Consider the following 16944-nt stretch of genomic DNA (forward strand, 5'->3'; position numbering starts at 1 on the left):
GGTCATGATCCAGGCACCATGGACGCGCCATGACACTCACCGCCGCGCTGCCGAAGAGCCCAGACCCCGACACCCTGTACGACGCGTTCGCCGGTTGGGCGTCCGAGCGCGGCCTCGACCTCTATCCCCACCAGGAGGAGGCGGTCATCGAGATCGTCTCCGGCGCCAACGTGATCATGAATACGCCGACCGGCTCGGGTAAGAGCCTGGTCGCGATCGCGGCGCACTTCGCAGCCCTGGCCGACGACCGCACGACCTTCTACACCGCCCCGATCAAGGCGCTGGTGTCGGAGAAGTTCTTCGCGCTGTGCGAGGTGTTCGGCGCGGAGAACGTCGGCATGCTGACCGGTGACGCCAGCGTCAACGCGGACGCGCCGATCATCTGCTGCACGGCGGAGATCCTGGCCAACCTCGCCCTGCGGGAGGGCACCCGGGCCGATGTCGGCCAGGTGATCATGGATGAGTTCCACTTCTACGCCGAGCCGGACCGGGGCTGGGCGTGGCAGGTGCCGCTGATCGAGCTGCCGCAGGCGCAGTTCGTCCTGATGTCCGCCACGCTCGGCGACACCACCCGATTCGTCGACGACCTGACCCGGCGCACCAGCCGGCCGACCGCCGTCGTCCGCTCGGCCGAGCGGCCGGTCCCGCTACTCTTCTCGTACGCGATGACCCCGCTGCACGAGACCCTGGAGGAACTCCTCCAGACCAAGCAGGCACCCGTGTACGTCGTGCACTTCACCCAGGCCGCCGCGCTGGAACGTGCGCAGGCGCTGATGAGCGTGAACGTCTGCACCCGGGCCGAGAAGGACATGATCGCCCAGGCGATCGGGAACTTCCGCTTCACCTCCGGCTTCGGCAAGACCCTGTCCCGGCTGGTCCGGCACGGCATCGGCGTGCACCACGCGGGCATGCTGCCCAAGTACCGCCGCCTGGTGGAGACCCTCGCCCAGGCCGGTCTCCTCAAGGTCATCTGCGGCACCGACACCCTCGGTGTCGGCATCAACGTGCCGATCCGCACCGTGCTGTTCACCGGCCTGTCGAAGTACGACGGGGTGCGCACCCGGCTGCTCAAGGCCCGCGAGTTCCACCAGATCGCCGGGCGGGCCGGCCGGGCCGGTTTCGACACCCTCGGCCGGGTCGTCGTGCAGGCCCCCGAACACGTCATCGACAACGAGAAGGCCCTCGCCAAGGCCGGCGACGACCCGAAGAAGCGCCGCAAGGTGGTCAAGAAGAAGCCGCCGGAGGGCTCGATCGGCTGGGGTGAGCCCACCTTCCAGCGCCTGGTCGATGCCGAACCGGAGCCGCTGACCTCCAGCTTCCAGGTCAGCCACTCGATGCTGCTCAACGTCATCGGCCGTCCCGGCGACGCGTTCGCCTCGATGCGGCACCTGCTCACCGACAACCACGAGGACCGGGCCGCCCAGCGCCGGCACATCCGCCGGGCCATCGCGATCTACCGGGCGCTGCGCGCCGGTGGGGTCGTCGAGCAGCTCGACGAGCCGGACGAGGCCGGCCGGCGGGTCCGGCTCACCGTCGACCTCCAGCTCGACTTCGCCCTCAACCAACCCCTGTCGCCGCTCGCCCTGGCGGCGATCGAGCTGCTCGACGTGGCGTCCCCCTCGTACGCCCTCGACGTGCTCTCGGTGATCGAGTCGATCCTCGACGACCCGCGGCAGGTGCTCTCCGCGCAGCAGTTCAAGGCCCGCGGCGAGGCGGTCGCCGCGATGAAGGCCGAGGGCATCGAGTACGAGGCACGCCTCGAACTGCTCGACGAGGTCACCTGGCCCAAGCCCCTGGCGGAGCTGCTGGACGCGGCGTACGAGATGTACCGGCAGGGCCACCCCTGGGTCGCCGACCACCAGCTCTCCCCCAAGTCCGTCGTCCGGGACATGTACGAGCGGGCGATGACCTTCACCGAGTACGTGCAGTTCTACTCCCTCACCCGGTCCGAGGGCCTCGTGCTGCGGTACCTCGCCGACGCGTACAAGACGCTGCGGCAGACCGTGCCGGAGGACGCCAAGACCGAGGAGCTGGTCGACCTCATCGAGTGGCTGGGCGAGCTGGTCCGCCAGGTCGACTCCAGCCTGATCGACGAGTGGGAGCGGCTGCGCAACCCGTCGGACGTGGCGTCGGCGCAGGCCGCCCTCGACGACCGTCCGCCGGCGGTCACCCGCAACGCGCGGGCCTTCCGGGTGCTGGTGCGCAACGCGCTGTTCCGCCGGGTCGAGCTGGCCGCCCTGCGCCGCTGGGACCTGCTGGGCGAGCTGGACGCCGCGTCCGGGTGGGACGCCGACGCCTGGGCCGACGCGCTGGAGCCGTACTTCGAGTCGTACGACGCGATCGGGGTCGGCCCGGACGCGCGCGGACCGGCGCTGCTGATGATCGAGCAGGGCCGGGACCGGTGGACGGTCCGGCAGATCCTCGACGACCCGGAGGGCGACCACGACTGGGGCATCAGCGCCGAGGTCGACCTCGCCGCCTCCGACGAGGCGGGTGCCGCGGTCGTCCGGATCACCTCGGTCGGTCAGCTCTGAGAGGCGCTCGGGGTCCCGGACCCCGCGCAGCGCCAGCCGGGTGAACGCCGTCGCTTGCGTGAGCCGACTCGGCTGATCCACTCCGACCCGCACGAGGGCCCCCGGTCGACCGACCGGGGGCCCTCGGCGTCGATCTCGGACGGCTCGGTGACGAGCCCCGACTCAGGCCGGGCGGCTCACTCTGGAGCGCCGACCGTGGACGGCAGGACCTGGACGTCGTCCAGGTTCACGTAGCCGATCCGGTGACCGAACTGGACCTGCACGTAGCGCAGGTCGCCGCTGATCACGGTCCAGTCGCCCGGGGCCGATCCGTCGAAGGTGACGGCCCGGTAGTACTCGCTCGGCAGCACCCCGCCCACCGCGTACCGCTGGCCGGCGGAGAGCGTGTACTGCAGCGGACTGATCGCCTGGTAGGGCACACCGGTCGGGTAGGCGTCCCGCTCCGGGTAGGCCCGCCCGTAGACCGGGATGGTGGCCTTGCCGGGCTTCGGCGTCACCACGAAGCCGGTGGCCCACTTCCCGGTGCGTGCCGACTCCGGGTTGTGGAACCAGGCCTTCTGGCCGAGGTACCAGATCGCCGTCCAGTCCCCCCGCACCTCGGCCACCGCGTACGTCTGCCCGGCCGACGCACGGGCGCTGTGGTCCGGCACGTACATCGTCCCCGGCGAGCCGTCCGGATGCTCGCCCAGGTCCAACGCCAGCGGCGCGTCGTGGCTCGGCGCGCTGCGCAGCAGCACCGCCGACGAGCCGCGCAGCGGGCAGGGGTCGGTGACCGGGGGCGGCGGGCTCGGCACTCCCGGCGGCTGCCGCGAGCACCCGGTGAACGCCGGCTGGTTGCCGGCGAAGTCGGGGTCGATGGTCACCAGGCCGGTCTGCGGCGTGCCGGTGGACCGGAACGGCGCCTTCAGCAGATGGAAGTAGTGCGACCAGTCCCAGTAGGGCCCCGGGTCCCAGTGCATCCCGGCGACGTTCGCCGCCACCGTGCCGGGGACGTTGTCGTGACCGATGATGTGCTGCCGGTCCAGCGGGATGTTGAACCGCAGCGCCAGGTGCCGGACCAGCTTGGCCGAGGTGCGGTACATCGCCTCGGTGTACCAGGTGCCGTGGCCGGCGAAGCCCTCGTGCTCGAGGCCGATCGACTTGGCGTTGACGTACCAGTTGCCGGCGTGCCAGCCGACGTCCTTGGTCTTGATGTGCTGGGCGACGTGGCCGTCCACCGAGCGCAGTGTGTAGTGCCAGCCCACCCGCTTCGGGTCCTTGACCAGGTTGACGCTGGGCCAGAAGTAGCCCTCGGTGTCGTGGATGACGATGTACTCGAGCTTCTGCTGGGCCGGGCGGTTGCCCAGGTCGTAGTTGCCGTAGTCGCCCGGCCGGGGGCCGTACTTCTGGTACGGCGCCGGGATCCACTCGCAGCCGATGCCGATCGGGCACTCCAGCCCGTCGGGCCGCTCGGCGCGCCGCAGCCCGAGGCGGTGCAGGGCCGACTCGTCGGGGCTGACCTCCCGGGCCGGCAGGACCACGCGGTGCCCGTCGTCGGTCGTCCGGCTCGCGCCCGCCCGGAGCTGGCCGTACACCTCGTCGGCGAAGGCGGCCGCGGTGTCCTCGGCGCCGGCGCCCGAGTAGCGGGCCACCGCGCCGTACCAGGCCGCCGGGTCGCTGGCCGCGCCGACCGGGCCACCCAGTTCCTGCTGGTACGCGGCGAGCAGCGCCGCTCCGCCACGGATGTTCGCCGCCGGGTCGGATCGCAGCACCTCCTCGCTGGCGCCGGTCAGGGCGGCGGCGGCCTGGAGAGTCTGCAGCGCGGTGTCGGCCGGAGCGGCCGGGACGGTCCCGTCTCCGGACGGAGCGGCGACGGCCAGTGGCCGAGTTTCGTCGCCGCGCGGGTCCTCGCCCTCGTCGATGTGACCGCCGGCGGTCGATGCGAGGACGTGGGTGGCGTCGGTGAGGTGCATCGGGCCGTAGCCGCCACTGGTGCTCGGCTGTCCGGCATGGGTGTCCCAGCGGGACTCGAGGTACGACACGGCGAGCAGGACGCTCTCCGGCACGCCGAACTCGGCGGCCGCGGCGGCGTACTGCTGTTGCCGGTCGAGAGGTTCGGCGGCGGCGGGGCCGGCGGTGAACGGGGTGACCGCCACGGTGAGGGCGGCGGCAGCGGCGAGCAGGGTTCGCCTGCTCCTCGATCTCGTGGACAACTGCATCGGACCCCCTGGTCGGACCGGTGGACGATGCGGTCACCTTCACCCCGGGGCCGGCCTTTCGTCAATACCTTTCCATGCATCAACTCAACGAGAAGAAAACCTTCACCCCGCTCCGGGGCCGCCGGCCCCTGCCCGATACGGCAACAGCAATCACGTCAATCGCTGGGCGATGTCACTCCCGTCGATTAGAATGTATGTACTAATCGAGCAGTTGACCTGGGAGGATGCTCGTGACCGCGCCCGCCTCCACCGCCCCCCTCGCCCCCTACGCCACGCTCCTCGGCTTCACCCGGTACGTGAACCGCACCGGACCGACCAAGGCCACCTTCGTCGGCGGCCTTCGCAAGCAACGTGCCAGCCGCTCCGGCTTCAACCCGCACGGCCAGTTCGTCAAGGCGCTCAAGGCCGATATCGCCTTCCACACCGGGGGCACCCACCTCGACCACGTGCTCGACGCTGTCAAGCCGCGGTGGCGCCCGCTCTACCAGGCGCTGGTGCCGGGGGCCACAGCCTGGCTGCGCTCCCTCGGCGAGCCGCGGTCGGTCGACCTGGCCCAGACCCGCGACGCGCTCGCCCTGCTCGGCGACCTGCCCGTCAAGATCAACCCGCACTTCGGCATCCGGTACGCCGACGGGCGCGCCGAGGCGGTCCGCCTGCACTTCGACGAGACCCCGCCCAGCGACGAGGCGGTGCTCGCCACGCTGCACCTGATGGCCCGCCACATGGACGCGGTCCTGCCGCACGCCGAGCCGGTCCTGGTCGACGTCCGTCGCGGCCAGACGCACCGCATGCCCGACGGGGCGAAGCCCGAGGAAATCGAACGCTGGCTGGCCGGCGAAGCCGCCGCCTTCCAGTCCCTCTGGACCACCGCCGCCTAACCCCCACCCCCACCCCCACCACCCGCCACACCCCGCCTCCCCACCCCGCCTCCCCAGCGCGCTAATTCACGGAATGAGTGGCTATCCAGCCCCGGATAGCCACTCATTCCGTGAATCTGCAGGCCCGGTGGCGAGGTTGTCCACAGGGGCTTTCGCCGAGAGCCGGGGGTGGGCAGGGTTGGGGGGTGGCTCGCACTCCTCGACGGCCGGCCGAGCTCGCCGGCAAGGTGTTCTTCGCACGGGACGTGGTCCACCGCGGGTTGCTCACCAGGAACGACCTGCGGAGCAGCGCGTGGCGGCAGCTGTTCCACAACGTGTACGCCGACGCCCGCCTCGAGATCTCGCACCTCACCCGCTGTCGGGCCGCGGCGTCGTGGCTGTTCCCACCCGGGTGCGCCATCGCCGGGCGATCGGCGGTCGCGCTGCTCGGCGGGCCGTCGCCCGGCCCGGAGGAGCCCGTCGAGGTGCTCGTGCAACCGTCCGCGCGCTTCGGTCCACTGACCGGCCTGCGCATCCACGTGGCGCAGTGGCGGGAGGACGACGTGCTGCGGATCGAGCGGATGCCGGTCACCTCGGCGACGCGTACCTGCTGGGACCTGGCCTGCTGGCTCGACGCGGTGGAGGCGGTGGCACTCATCGACTCGCTGCTGCAGCGCCGCGCAGTGCAGCCCGCCGAGCTGACCGCATACCTGGCGCGTCGTCGCGGCGATCGCGGCGCCCGGCGGTTCGCCGAGGCGTTGACCCTGGTGGACGGCGGCGCTGAGTCACTTCCCGAATCACGCCTACGGGTACGGCTGGTCCGGGCCGGTCTCCCCCGTCCGGTGACCCAGCACGTGATCACCCGCGCCGGCCGATTCGTGGCGCGAGTCGACCTTGCTTGGCCGGACCTGAAGGTCGCTGTCGAATACGACGGCCAATGGCACGACGACCCGGCCCAGTTCCATCGTGACCGTCAACGCCTCAATCAGATCGTCGGTGACGGTTGGATCGTCCTGCACGTCACGAGTAAGCGCATGAGAGAAGACATCGACGGCGTCGTAGCCGAGATCCGCTCCGCCCTGGCCACCCGCCGCGCCACCCGGTGAGCCCTTCTACAGAGAAGGAGTGGCTATTCCCGGGGGAATAGCCACTCCTTCAGTGAATCTGCGCGGATCTTGAGAGCGGAGGCGAGCTACGCCGACAGGTACTTGGCCAGGTCGTCGAGGATCTTGTTGGCGGCGCCGACGCCGATGCCGGTCATCCAGACCTCGTCGCTGACGACGTGCGCCTTGCCCGCCTTGACGGCGGACAGGTTCTTCCACAGGCTGCCGCCGGTGACGGTGGCCTGCTCGGCGACCGCCTTCTCGCCGTACGCGGTCACGAACACCACGTCGCCGTCGACCTCGCTGATCCGCTCGGGGCTGACCAGGTCGAAGCGCTTGTCCTCCTTGCCGTCGAGCTTCTGCCGCTCGGGGCGGCCGAGGCCGGTGTCGCCGATGACGATGCCGGAGAACGAGTCCGGGCCGTACACGCGGATGGCGCCGGGGATGAACCGCACGATGGAGACCTCGCGGGTGGCGGCGTCACCGAGCGTCGCGCCGAAGTCCTTCGCCCGCTTCTCGTAGGTGTCGAGCAACCCGCGGGCCTCCTGCTCCTTGCCGAGGGCCTTGCCGTCGAGGAGGAAGTTCTCCTTCCAGGTGATGCCCACCTTCTCGGTGAAGACGGTCGGCGCGATGGCCGCCAGCTCGTCGTAGAACTTCTCCTGCCGGAACTTGCTGCCGAGGATCAGGTCCGGCTTGAGGGCGTTGATCGCCTCCAAGTCGGGCTCGGTGAGCACCCCGACCTCGGTGATCCCGGCGAGCTTGTCCTCGCCGAAGTACGTCGGCCAGCTCTTCGCCTCGCCGGCGGTGGCGGCGCCGACCGGCTTCACGCCGAGGGAGAGCGCGGTGTCGATCTTGTCGGTGTCGAGCACCACGACCCGCTTCGGCTCCGCCGGCACCTTGGTGGTGCCCATGGCGTGGGTGATCTCCCGGGTCTCCCCGGTGGTGGTGCCGGCGACCGGATCGCTCTCACCGCAGGCGGTGAGACCGACGCCGAGGGCGAGCGCCGTGGTGAGTGCGGCGGCGAGACGACGCATGAGGTTCCTTTCGAGGTACGAGCCGGTGCGCGGCGACGCCGCGCGGACCGGTCAGGGTTGGCGGGACACCGGAGCGGTGGCCGCCGGAGCGGAGGGGGTCGCACCGGCCGTCGGGTCCGGAGCCGGAGTCGGAGTCGGCACCGGAACGGGGGACGGGACGGAGGCGATGGGCGACAGGGACGGCGAGGTGAGGCCGGGCACCACGAGCGGCGCGCCGGTCACCGGGCAGGGAACGACGACACAGTCGAGGCCGAACACGTCCCGGACCAGGTCGGCGGTGAGGATCTCGCGGGGCGGCCCAGCGGCCACCACGGCGCCGGAGCGCATGGCGATCAGGTGGTCGCCGTACCGGGCGGCCTGGTTGAGGTCGTGCAGCACGGCCACGACGGTCCGGCCCCGCTCGACACGCAGCCGGTGCAGCAGGTCCAGTACCTCCACCTGGTGCGCCAGGTCGAGGAACGTGGTCGGCTCGTCGAGCAGGAGCGCCTCGGTGTCCTGGGCGAGCGTCATGGCGATCCAGACCCGCTGCCGCTGCCCGCCGGAGAGGGTGTCGACCGGCCGGTCGGCCAGCCCGGCGACGTCGGCGAGGGCCATCGCCCGGTCGACGGCGGCGGCGTCCTCGTCGGACCACTGTCGCCACCACCGCTGGTACGGCTGCCGACCCCGTCCGACCAGGTCCGCGACGGTGACGCCCTCGGGGACGAGCGGGCTCTGGGGCAGCACGCCGAGCCGGCGGGCGACCTCGCGGGTGGGCAGGTCGCGGATGGCGGTGCCGTCGAGCAGCACGGTCCCCCGCCGGGGCGTGAGCAGGCGGGCCATGGTGCGCAGCAGCGTCGACTTGCCGCAGGCGTTGGGGCCGACGATGACGGTGAAGGCGTCGGCGGGCAGGTCGAGGTCGAGCCCGTCCAGCACGGTCCGCTCGTCGTAGCCGGCGACCAGGTCGCGGGTGGAGAGCATCACGCCTCCTTGCAGGGGTCGGCGAACGGGAGTGTGGCGGCGCCGTCGCCACGGTGGCCGGCGGGCGGAGCCGGCACGGGGGCCACCGCCACCCGGCCGGGAACGGAGGCGGTCACGTCGGCCTCCGGCGACCGCGGAGCAGCAGGAACATCAGGTACGGGCCGCCGATGGCGGCGGTGAGCACCCCGGCGGGAAGCTGGGTGGGTGCGAACAACCGACGGCCGGCCAGGTCGGCGAGCACCAGCAGCAGCGCGCCGACGAGGGCGGCGCAGACCATCGGGGGACGCTCGGCGCGGACCAGCCGCCGGGCCAGTTGCGGGGCGACCAGGGCGACGAAGTCGACGGCGCCGACCTGCGCGGTGACCATCGCGGCGACGGCGACGCCGGTGCCGGCGAGGCCGATCCGGCGGGCCGTGGGCCGCAGGCCGATGCCCCGGGCGGTGTCGTCGTCCAGGGCGCTGCTGTTGAGCGCCCAGCCGGCCCAGGCCAGCACCGGCAGCAGCGCGGCGAGGGTGGCGGTGATCCAGAGCGTCTCGGTCCAGCCCTTCCCGGCGAGGGTGCCGATCAGCCAGATCTGCGCCCGCAGGCCGTCGATGGGGTCGGCGGTGAGCAGGACCACCTCGGTCAGCGCGCGCAGGGCGAACGCGACCGCGACGCCGGCGAGCACGAACCGCTGCGCGGCCAGCCCGTGCCGGGCGCCGAGGGCGAGCAGCAGCGCCGCCGCGACCAGCCCCCCGAGCAGCGCGCTGGGCGCGACGAGGACGGCGGCGGCACCGCTGGTGAGGGCGACCGTGGCGGCCAGGCCCGCACCCTGGGTGACGCCGATGACGTCGGGACTCGCGAGGGGGTTGCGGGCCACGCTCTGGATCAGCGTGCCGGCCACGCCGAAGGCAGCGCCGGCCACCGCCGCCAGCACCAGCCGGGGCAGCCGCAGATCGAGGACCACCAGGTCGTACGGGGTGCCGGCGCCGGAGAGCGCGCGGAGCACGTCGGGGGTGGCGACGTACGGGGTGCCGAGGGAGAGGCTGAGCAGACCGGCGACCAGCAGCAGCACCGTCGTCGCGGCGGCGACGAGCACCGCCCGGCGGCGGACCTGCACGCTGACCGGGCCGACCCGCAGCAGCGACCGCCCGGGCAGCCCGGCGAGGCTGGTGGGGGCACTCACGCGGTCACCACCTTGGCGCGGCGGACCAGGACGGCCAGCAGCGGGGCGCCGATCAGGGCGGTGACGATGCCGGCCGGCACCTCGCCCGGCGGGTCGACGAGGCGGCCGACGACGTCGGCGCCGAGCAGCAGCGCGGGTCCGAGCAGGGCGGACACCGCGAGGGTCCAGCGGTGGTCCGCGCCGACCAGCGCCCGGGCGAGGTGCGGGACGGCGAGGCCGACGAAGGCGATGGGCCCGGCGGCGGCGACGGCGGCTCCGGTGAGCAGCACGGCGGCGGCGCCCCCGCCGAGGCGGACCAGGCCGATGCGGTGGCCGAGGCCCCGGGCGACGTCGTCGCCGAGGGCGAGCGCGTCGAGGCCCCGGGCGACCAGGACGGCCAGGGCGAGACCGGCGAGGACGAACGGCAGCACCTGGGCGGCGACCGACATGTCCCGGCCGGTCAGCCCGCCGACCACCCAGAACCGGTACTCCTCGAAGGTGCGGGCGTCGATGCTGAGCAGCGCGTACACGACGGAGGCGAGACTGGCGTCGAGCGCCGCGCCGACGAGCGCGAGGGTGACCGGGCTCGCGCCGTCGCGGGCCCGCGCGGCGACGGCGAAGACCAGCACGCCGGCGCCGAGCGCGCCGGCGATGCCGAACCAGACGTACCCGGCGAGGGTGCTCACCCCGAACACGGAGATGGCCAGCACCACACCGAACGAGGCACCGGCGCTGATGCCGAGGATGCGCGGCTCGGCCAGCGGGTTGCGGGTGAGGGCCTGGAGGAGCACCCCGGCGACGGCGAGCGCGAGGCCGACGGTGAGCCCGAGGGCCGTACGCGGCATGCGCAGTTCCCGCACGATAGTGGTGGCCTCGCCGCCGTCGGGGGCGACCAGCGCATGGAAGACCTGCGCGACGGCGAGCGACCGGCTGCCCAGCGCGAAGCTGGCCAGGACCGCGAGCACCAGCGCCAGCGCGGCCGCGACGGTGACCGCCAGGCGGCGGCCCGTCCGGCGGTGGGGCCGGGTGCCGGCGGCGGGGGCCATCGGGGTGGCGAGGGTGGTCACGGGTCTCCTGCGCGGTCGAGCTTAGGTTCGCCTTACCTTAGCCGAGACGCTTAGGTGAACCTAACTCGCCGTGGTCGATCCGACCCCGGCGGGCGGCGAACGCGCACTGGCCGGACCGCTCCGGCCCTACGCTGGGAGGATGCGATTCGACCAGCACACGGTCGTGCTCCTGGTGCGCCCGCCGGACGCGCCGGAGCTGCCGCCCGAGGCGGCGGAGCGGTTGCAGGACGCCCACCTCGCGCACCAGGCGGGGCTGGTGGAGCAGGGACTCGTGCTGGCCGCCGGTCCGTTCGTCCAGGCCGACGACGAGCGGCTGCGCGGCTTCGTCGTGCTGTCGGTGGATCCGGTCGCGGCCCGCGAGCTGTACGCGAACGACCCGGCGGTCCGTGCCGGGCGGCTGGCCGTGCAGGTGATGAGCTGGATGGTGCCCGAGGGCATCCTGCGCTTCGAGAGCGTGCCGCTGCCCCGGTCGATGCTGGAGGCAGCCGCCGGCGACTGACGAACCGCGTCCTCAGTCCTCCGTACCCGGCGGCAGCGCGGCGATCGGCACCACCCGCAGCTCGTCGATCGGCCCGACGATCACCCGGAGGCTCGGGAAGTAGTCGCGCAGAACCTGCCGGCAGCGCCCGCAGGGCGGGAGGACCGCGCGCCCCCGGTCCCCCACGACGACGATCGTCTCCAGCTCGGTGACGCCCTGTGTGGCGGCGGCGCCGACGGTCACCACCTCGGCGCAGGAACCTCCGGCGACGTGGTGGACGTTCACGCCCGTGAAGACCCGGCCGTCCACGGTCCGCGCGGCGGCGGCCACCGTGTGGTTGTCGCTGCGGCAGCGCAGCTTGGCGACCGCCGTGGCCGCCTGCACCAGCGCCCGGTCGGTGTCCCGCATCATCATCGTCCGTCCCCGTGCGCCCCGGTGATCGTCCGGGCCGGGCCCGGCGACGTCGGTCAACTGTAGGACGGCGACGACCGACGGTAACCCGGGGGCGGTACGGCGGCGGGCTGCCTATCCTTGGCGACGACATGCAGAATCCAGCCACCTCCGCCGCGCCCGACTCCGTCCGCGAGCTGCACCGCCGTACCTCCCCGCTGATGTTCCGCGACCAGCGCCGCATCCAGCGGCGGCTGGAGGGCGTACGGAAGCTGCGCGACCCGGAGCGGCGGGAGTCGGCGCTGGCCGAGATCGCCGCCGAAGTGGCCCGGGCCGAGGCGCGGCTGGCGGACCGCCGGGCCGCGGTGCCGGTCATCACCTATCCGGCGGGCCTACCGGTCAGCGAGCGCAGGGACGACCTCGCCGCGGCGATCCGCGACCACCAGGTGGTGATCGTGGCCGGCGAGACCGGCTCCGGCAAGACCACCCAGCTCCCCAAGATCTGCCTGGAACTGGGCCGCGGGATCACCGGGCTGATCGGCCACACCCAGCCCCGGCGGCTGGCCGCCCGGACGGTCGCCGACCGGATCGCCGAGGAGCTGGGCACCGAGCTGGGCGACGTGGTCGGCTACAAGGTCCGCTTCACCGACCAGGTGAGCGACCGCAGTCTGGTCAAGCTGATGACCGACGGCATCCTGCTGGCCGAGTTGCAGACCGACCGGATGCTCCGCCAGTACGACACGCTGATCATCGACGAGGCGCACGAGCGCAGTCTCAACATCGACTTCATCCTCGGGTACGTCCGGCAGCTGCTCCCCCGCCGGCCCGACCTGAAGGTGATCATCACCTCGGCGACGATCGAGACCGACCGGTTCGCCCGGCACTTCGCCGGCCCACCGACCGAGGAGCACCCCGACGGCGTGCCGGCGCCGGTGGTCGAGGTGTCCGGCCGGACGTACCCGGTGGAGGTGCGCTACCGGCCACTGGTCGAGGTCACCGAGGCCGAGGGCGACGACTCCGACGACGACGAGAACGTCCGGGACCAGATCCAGGCCATCGGCGACGCGGTCGAGGAACTGGCCGCCGAGGGACCCGGCGACATCCTGGTCTTCCTCTCCGGGGAACGGGAGATCCGGGACACCGCCGACGCGCTGGGCAAGCTGACGCAGTCCAAGCGGTCGCTGATGGGCACCGAGATCCTGCCGCTGTACGCCCGACTGTCCTCCGCCGAGCAGCACCGGGTCTTCGCCCCGCACGCCGGACGCCGGGTGGTGCTCGCCACCAACGTCGCGGAGACCTCGCTGACCGTGCCCGGCATCAAGTACGTGGTGGACCCGGGCACCGCCCGCATCTCCCGCTACTCCCACCGGCTCAAGGTGCAGCGGCTGCCCATCGAAGCGGTGTCCCAGGCGTCGGCCAACCAGCGCAAGGGCCGCTGCGGGCGGACGTCCGACGGCATCTGCATCCGCCTCTACGACGAGCAGGACTTCGCCTCCCGGCCGGAGTTCACCGACCCGGAGATCCTGCGCACCAACCTCGCCTCGGTCATCCTCCAGATGACCGCCATCGGGCTCGGCGACATCGCCGCGTTCCCGTTCATCGACCCGCCGGACCGGCGCAACGTCGCCGACGGCGTCAACCTGCTGCACGAGCTGGGCGCGATCGACCCCGCCGAGACCGACCCGGCGAAGCGGCTCACCGCACTGGGACGGCGGCTGGCCCAGCTGCCGGTCGACCCGCGACTGGCCCGGATGGTGCTGGAGGGCGAGCGCAACGGCTGCGCCACCGAGGTGATGGTGATCGCCGCCGCGCTGTCCATCCAGGACCCCCGCGAGCGGCCGGCGGAGAAGCAGGCCCAGGCGGACCAGGCGCACGCCCGGTTCGCCGACCCCGAGTCGGACTTCGTCGCACTGCTCAACCTGTGGCGGTACCTGCGCGAGCAGCAGCGCGAGCTGTCCTCCAGCGCCTTCCGCCGGATGTGCAGGGCGGAGTACCTGAACTACCTGCGGGTCCGCGAGTGGCAGGACATCGTCAGCCAGCTGCGCCAGGTCCTGCGTACACCCGAGGGGGGCGACGGGCGGGGCGGCCGGGGCGGCGCGACGGACGCCGGGTCCGACGGCGGCCGGCGCGGTCGCGGCGCGGACCTGCCGGAGGAGATCGACACCCCGAAGGTGCACCAGTCGCTGCTGGCCGGCCTGCTGTCGCACGTCGGGCTCAAGGACCCGCAGAAGCACGAGTACCTGGGCGCGCGCGGCGCGAAGTTCGCGCTGTTCCCCGGCTCGGCGCTGTTCCGGAAGCCGCCGCGCTGGGTGATGGCCGCCGAGCTGGTGGAGACGTCCCGGCTGTGGGGGCGGGTGAACGGGCGCGTCGAGCCGGAGTGGGTCGAGCCCCTGGCGCAGCACCTGGTCAAGCGCAGCTACAGCGAGCCGCACTGGGAGAAGAAGCAGGCGGCGGTGCTCGCCTACGAGAAGGTCACCCTGTACGGCATCCCGATCGTCACCTCCCGCAAGGTGAACTTCGGGCGCATCGACCCCGCGCTGAGCCGGGAGCTGTTCATCCGGCACGCCCTGGTCGAGGGCGACTGGTCCACGCACCACGGGTTCTGGACCGACAACAAGCGGCTGCTCGGCGAGATCGAGGAGCTGGAGAGCCGGGCCCGGCGGCGCGACATCCTGGTCGACGACGAGACGATCTTCCAGTTCTACGACGAGCGGATCCCCGCCGACGTGGTCTCCGGGCGGCACTTCGACACGTGGTGGAAGAAGACCCGCCGGGAGCAGCCGGACCTGCTCACCTTCACCCGCGACCTGCTGGTCAACGCCGGCCGGGGCGGGGTGGACGAGGCCGACTACCCCGACGAGTGGAGCGCCGACGGGGTGACGCTGCCGCTGACGTACCGCTTCGAGCCCGGCACCCCGACCGACGGCGTGACCGTGGACATCCCGCTGCCGCTGCTCAACCAGGTGCCCGCGGAGAGCTTCGACTGGCAGGTGCCCGGCCTGCGCGAGGAGTTGGTCATCGCGCTGATCCGGTCGCTGCCCAAGGCGATCCGGCGCAACTTCGTCCCGGTGCCCGACTACGCCCGCGCGGCCCTCGCCGCCATGCCGGCCGGTGAGGAGCCGCTGCTGGACGCCCTGACCCGGCAGCTGCGCCGGATGACCGGCGTCACGGTGCCCCGCGACGCCTGGGACACCGAGAAGCTCCCCGCGCACCTGCGGGTCAGCTTCCGGGTCCTCGACGAGGAGAACAAGCCGGTCGCCGAGGGCAAGGACCTCCCGGCCCTGCAACGCCGGCTCAAGGCGGAGGTACGCCAGGTCGTCGCCGCCGCCGCGCCGGACGTCGCCCGGACGGGCCTCCGCGAGTGGAGCATCGGCGATCTTCCCCGCACCATCGAGCAGGTCCGGGCCGGGTACGCGGTGACCGCGTACCCGGCGCTGGTGGACGAGGGCACCACCGTCGGGGTGAAGGTGTTCGACTCGGCCGCCGAGCAGGAGGCCGCCCACTGGGCCGGCACCCGGCGGCTGCTGCGGCTGACCGTGCCGTCCCCGGCGAAGTTCCTTCAGGGCCGCCTGAGCAACGAGGCGAAGCTGGCCCTGAGCCGCAACCCGCACGGCGGCGTGCAGGAGTTGATCTCCGACGCCGCCGGTGCCGCGATCGACAAGCTCATCGCCGACACGGGCGGCCCGGCCTGGGACGCCGAGGGCTTCGCGGCGCTGCGGGAGAAGGTCCGGGCCGACCTGGTCGACACCGTCGTCGAGGTGATGGACCGGGTGCGTCGGGTGCTCGCCGCCGCGTACGCCGTGGAGCAGCGCCTGGGCGCGACCCGGAACCTGGCCGTGGTGGCCGCCCTCGCGGACATCCGGGCCCAGCTCAACGGCCTCGTGTACAAGGGGTTCGTCACGGAGACCGGGTACGCGCGCCTGCCCGACCTGCTGCGCTACCTCACCGCCGTCGAGCGGCGGCTGGACCGGCTGGGCGGCGACCCGGGGCGGGACAAACAGCAGCAGGACCGGATCGCGGTGGTGCAGAAGGAGTACGCCGACCTGCTCGCCGCGCTGCCGCCGTCCAGGCGGCAGTCGGCGGCGGTACGGCAGATCCGCTGGATGATCGAGGAGCTGCGGGTCAACGTGTTCGCGCAGGCGCTGGGCACCCCGTACCCGGTCTCCGAGCAGCGCATCTACCGTGCCATGGACGACGCCGAGGGCCGCTGACCGTTCCCGTCACGGGTCAGGTCAGCGGCTCGACGCCGGGAGGCAGCTCGCCGTCGGCGGTGGCGTCGCGGACGTAGTCGAGCAGTATCCGGCGCAGCTCCCGTCCGGCGTGGGTGGGCACCACGTCACGGCGGCGGGCCACCGCGATCGTCCGGCGTACGCCGGGTGGGGCGAGCCGGGTGACCCGGACGCCCGGCCGGCGGGCGACCACGATGCCCGGAACGACCGCCACGCCCAGGCCGGCCTCGACGAAGCTGAGCACCGCGTCCATCTCGCCGCCGTCCACCGCCACGGTCGGCTCGAAGCCGGCGGCCCGGCACGCCTGGAGGGTGGCGTCGCGCAGGTCGTAGCCCTCGCGGAACATCACCATCGGCTGGTCACGCAGGTCGGTGATGCGCAGCTCCCCGGTCCCAGTCGCGGCCGGCAGCTCGTCCACCGAGGCGACGACCAGGCTCTCGGCCAGGATCGGGTCGGCGCGCAGCCCCGGGTCGGTGCCCTGCGCCGGCATGATGATGAGCGCCAGGTCCAGGTCGCCGCGGAGCAGGTCGCGGACGAGGTCCTGGGAGCCGCCCTCGATGACCTTCAGGTCGACGGTGGGGTGGGCGTCGCGGAAGCGGCGCAGCACCGGCGGCGCCAGGGAGGTGGCCAGGCTGGGGGTCGCGCCGAGGCGTACGCGTCCGCGCCGCAGGCCCACCAGCTCCTGCACCTCGCGGGTCGCCGTGTCGACGTCGGCGAGGATCCGCTTGGCCAGCGGAAGCAGCACCTCCCCGGCCGCGGTGAGCGTGATGTTGCCCCTTACCCGCTCGAAGAGAGGTGCCCCCAGGTCGGTCTCCAGGGCGTGAATTTGCTTACTCAACGAGGGCTGGGTGATGCCGACCAGGTCGGCCGCCTGGGTGAAATGTCGTACTTCTGCGACCGCCACGAAGTACCGGAGCTGATGGAGCTGCATCTACATAGCCTACGGCTATCAA

The 16944-nt window shown here is 72.7% G+C and carries 12 protein-coding genes; 5 read left to right on the forward strand and 7 right to left on the reverse strand.

Features of this window, described 5'->3' with window-relative positions:
* Positions 1–29: 29 nt before the first annotated feature.
* A complete protein-coding gene (locus ACIBR0_RS20600; RefSeq protein WP_396717867.1) occupies positions 30–2534 on the forward strand; it encodes a DEAD/DEAH box helicase in 2505 nt (834 codons plus the stop codon).
* A gap of 176 nt (positions 2535–2710) precedes the next feature.
* On the opposite strand, the gene ACIBR0_RS20605 is transcribed toward ACIBR0_RS20600, so the two are convergent.
* Positions 2711–4732 (reverse strand): N-acetylmuramoyl-L-alanine amidase, encoded by a 2022-nt coding sequence (locus ACIBR0_RS20605; RefSeq protein ID WP_396717868.1) that lies wholly within the window; start codon positions 4730–4732, stop codon positions 2711–2713.
* A 230-nt stretch (positions 4733–4962) separates the two neighbouring features.
* On the opposite strand from ACIBR0_RS20605, the gene ACIBR0_RS20610 reads away from it, so the two are divergent.
* Both ACIBR0_RS20610 and ACIBR0_RS20615 read left to right on the forward strand, forming a co-directional pair.
* Positions 4963–5610: a hypothetical protein gene (locus ACIBR0_RS20610; RefSeq protein ID WP_396717870.1), complete on the forward strand. Its 648-nt coding sequence runs from the start codon at positions 4963–4965 to the stop codon at positions 5608–5610.
* Between the two features lie 185 nt (positions 5611–5795).
* Positions 5796–6695, forward strand: coding sequence for an endonuclease domain-containing protein (locus ACIBR0_RS20615; protein WP_396717872.1), 900 nt, complete (start codon positions 5796–5798; stop codon positions 6693–6695).
* An 86-nt stretch (positions 6696–6781) separates the two neighbouring features.
* Here the strand turns inward: ACIBR0_RS20615 and ACIBR0_RS20620 are convergent, their stop codons facing one another.
* The 4 genes from ACIBR0_RS20620 to ACIBR0_RS20635 all read right to left on the reverse strand — a co-directional run bounded on the left by ACIBR0_RS20620 (position 6782) and on the right by ACIBR0_RS20635 (position 10873).
* The gene (locus ACIBR0_RS20620) at positions 6782–7726 is read right to left on the reverse strand and encodes an ABC transporter substrate-binding protein (protein WP_396717875.1); all 945 of its coding nucleotides are present in this window, start codon (positions 7724–7726) and stop codon (positions 6782–6784) included.
* Between the two features lie 51 nt (positions 7727–7777).
* Positions 7778–8683 (reverse strand): ABC transporter ATP-binding protein, encoded by a 906-nt coding sequence (locus tag ACIBR0_RS20625; RefSeq protein ID WP_396717878.1) that lies wholly within the window; start codon positions 8681–8683, stop codon positions 7778–7780.
* 112 nt (positions 8684–8795) lie between these two features.
* A complete protein-coding gene (locus ACIBR0_RS20630) occupies positions 8796–9848 on the reverse strand; it encodes a FecCD family ABC transporter permease (protein WP_396717881.1) in 1053 nt (350 codons plus the stop codon).
* Positions 9845–10873 carry a FecCD family ABC transporter permease gene (locus ACIBR0_RS20635; protein WP_396718059.1) on the reverse strand — a complete coding sequence of 343 codons (1029 nt, stop codon included), beginning with the start codon at positions 10871–10873 and terminating at the stop codon, positions 9845–9847. Before ACIBR0_RS20635 ends, ACIBR0_RS20630 begins: the two co-directional genes overlap by 4 nt.
* 160 nt (positions 10874–11033) lie before the next feature.
* On the opposite strand from ACIBR0_RS20635, the gene ACIBR0_RS20640 reads away from it, so the two are divergent.
* Positions 11034–11393 (forward strand): YciI family protein, encoded by a 360-nt coding sequence (locus ACIBR0_RS20640; RefSeq protein ID WP_357032716.1) that lies wholly within the window; start codon positions 11034–11036, stop codon positions 11391–11393.
* 12 nt (positions 11394–11405) lie between these two features.
* Here ACIBR0_RS20640 and ACIBR0_RS20645 read toward each other — a convergent pair whose 3' ends face one another.
* The gene (locus ACIBR0_RS20645) at positions 11406–11786 is read right to left on the reverse strand and encodes a cytidine deaminase family protein (RefSeq protein WP_396717884.1); all 381 of its coding nucleotides are present in this window, start codon (positions 11784–11786) and stop codon (positions 11406–11408) included.
* A 128-nt stretch (positions 11787–11914) separates the two neighbouring features.
* Here ACIBR0_RS20645 and hrpA point away from each other — a divergent pair, with 128 nt between their 5' ends.
* The gene (gene hrpA / locus ACIBR0_RS20650) at positions 11915–15973 is read left to right on the forward strand and encodes an ATP-dependent RNA helicase HrpA (protein WP_396717886.1); all 4059 of its coding nucleotides are present in this window, start codon (positions 11915–11917) and stop codon (positions 15971–15973) included.
* A 16-nt stretch (positions 15974–15989) separates the two neighbouring features.
* On the opposite strand, the gene ACIBR0_RS20655 is transcribed toward hrpA, so the two are convergent.
* A complete protein-coding gene (locus tag ACIBR0_RS20655; protein ID WP_396717889.1) occupies positions 15990–16922 on the reverse strand; it encodes a LysR family transcriptional regulator in 933 nt (310 codons plus the stop codon).
* Between the last annotated feature and the right edge of the window lie 22 nt (positions 16923–16944).

Source organism: Micromonospora sp. NPDC049497 (assembly GCF_044465805.1).
In the GTDB taxonomy this organism is placed as follows: Bacteria; Actinomycetota; Actinomycetes; order Mycobacteriales; family Micromonosporaceae; genus Micromonospora.

Bases quoted from the DNA above. Each gene is read 5' to 3' on its own strand.
- ACIBR0_RS20600 (WP_396717867.1), top strand. From the start codon at position 30: ATGACACTCACCGCCGCGCTGCCGAAGAGCCCAGACCCCGACACCCTG.
- ACIBR0_RS20605 (WP_396717868.1), bottom strand. From the start codon at position 4,732: ATGCAGTTGTCCACGAGATCGAGGAGCAGGCGAACCCTGCTCGCCGCT.
- ACIBR0_RS20620 (WP_396717875.1), bottom strand. From the start codon at position 7,726: ATGCGTCGTCTCGCCGCCGCACTCACCACGGCGCTCGCCCTCGGCGTC.
- ACIBR0_RS20625 (WP_396717878.1), bottom strand. From the start codon at position 8,683: ATGCTCTCCACCCGCGACCTGGTCGCCGGCTACGACGAGCGGACCGTG.
- ACIBR0_RS20635 (WP_396718059.1), bottom strand. From the start codon at position 10,873: ATGGCCCCCGCCGCCGGCACCCGGCCCCACCGCCGGACGGGCCGCCGC.
- ACIBR0_RS20640 (WP_357032716.1), top strand. From the start codon at position 11,034: ATGCGATTCGACCAGCACACGGTCGTGCTCCTGGTGCGCCCGCCGGAC.
- ACIBR0_RS20645 (WP_396717884.1), bottom strand. From the start codon at position 11,786: ATGATGATGCGGGACACCGACCGGGCGCTGGTGCAGGCGGCCACGGCG.
- hrpA (WP_396717886.1), top strand. From the start codon at position 11,915: ATGCAGAATCCAGCCACCTCCGCCGCGCCCGACTCCGTCCGCGAGCTG.
- ACIBR0_RS20655 (WP_396717889.1), bottom strand. From the start codon at position 16,922: ATGCAGCTCCATCAGCTCCGGTACTTCGTGGCGGTCGCAGAAGTACGA.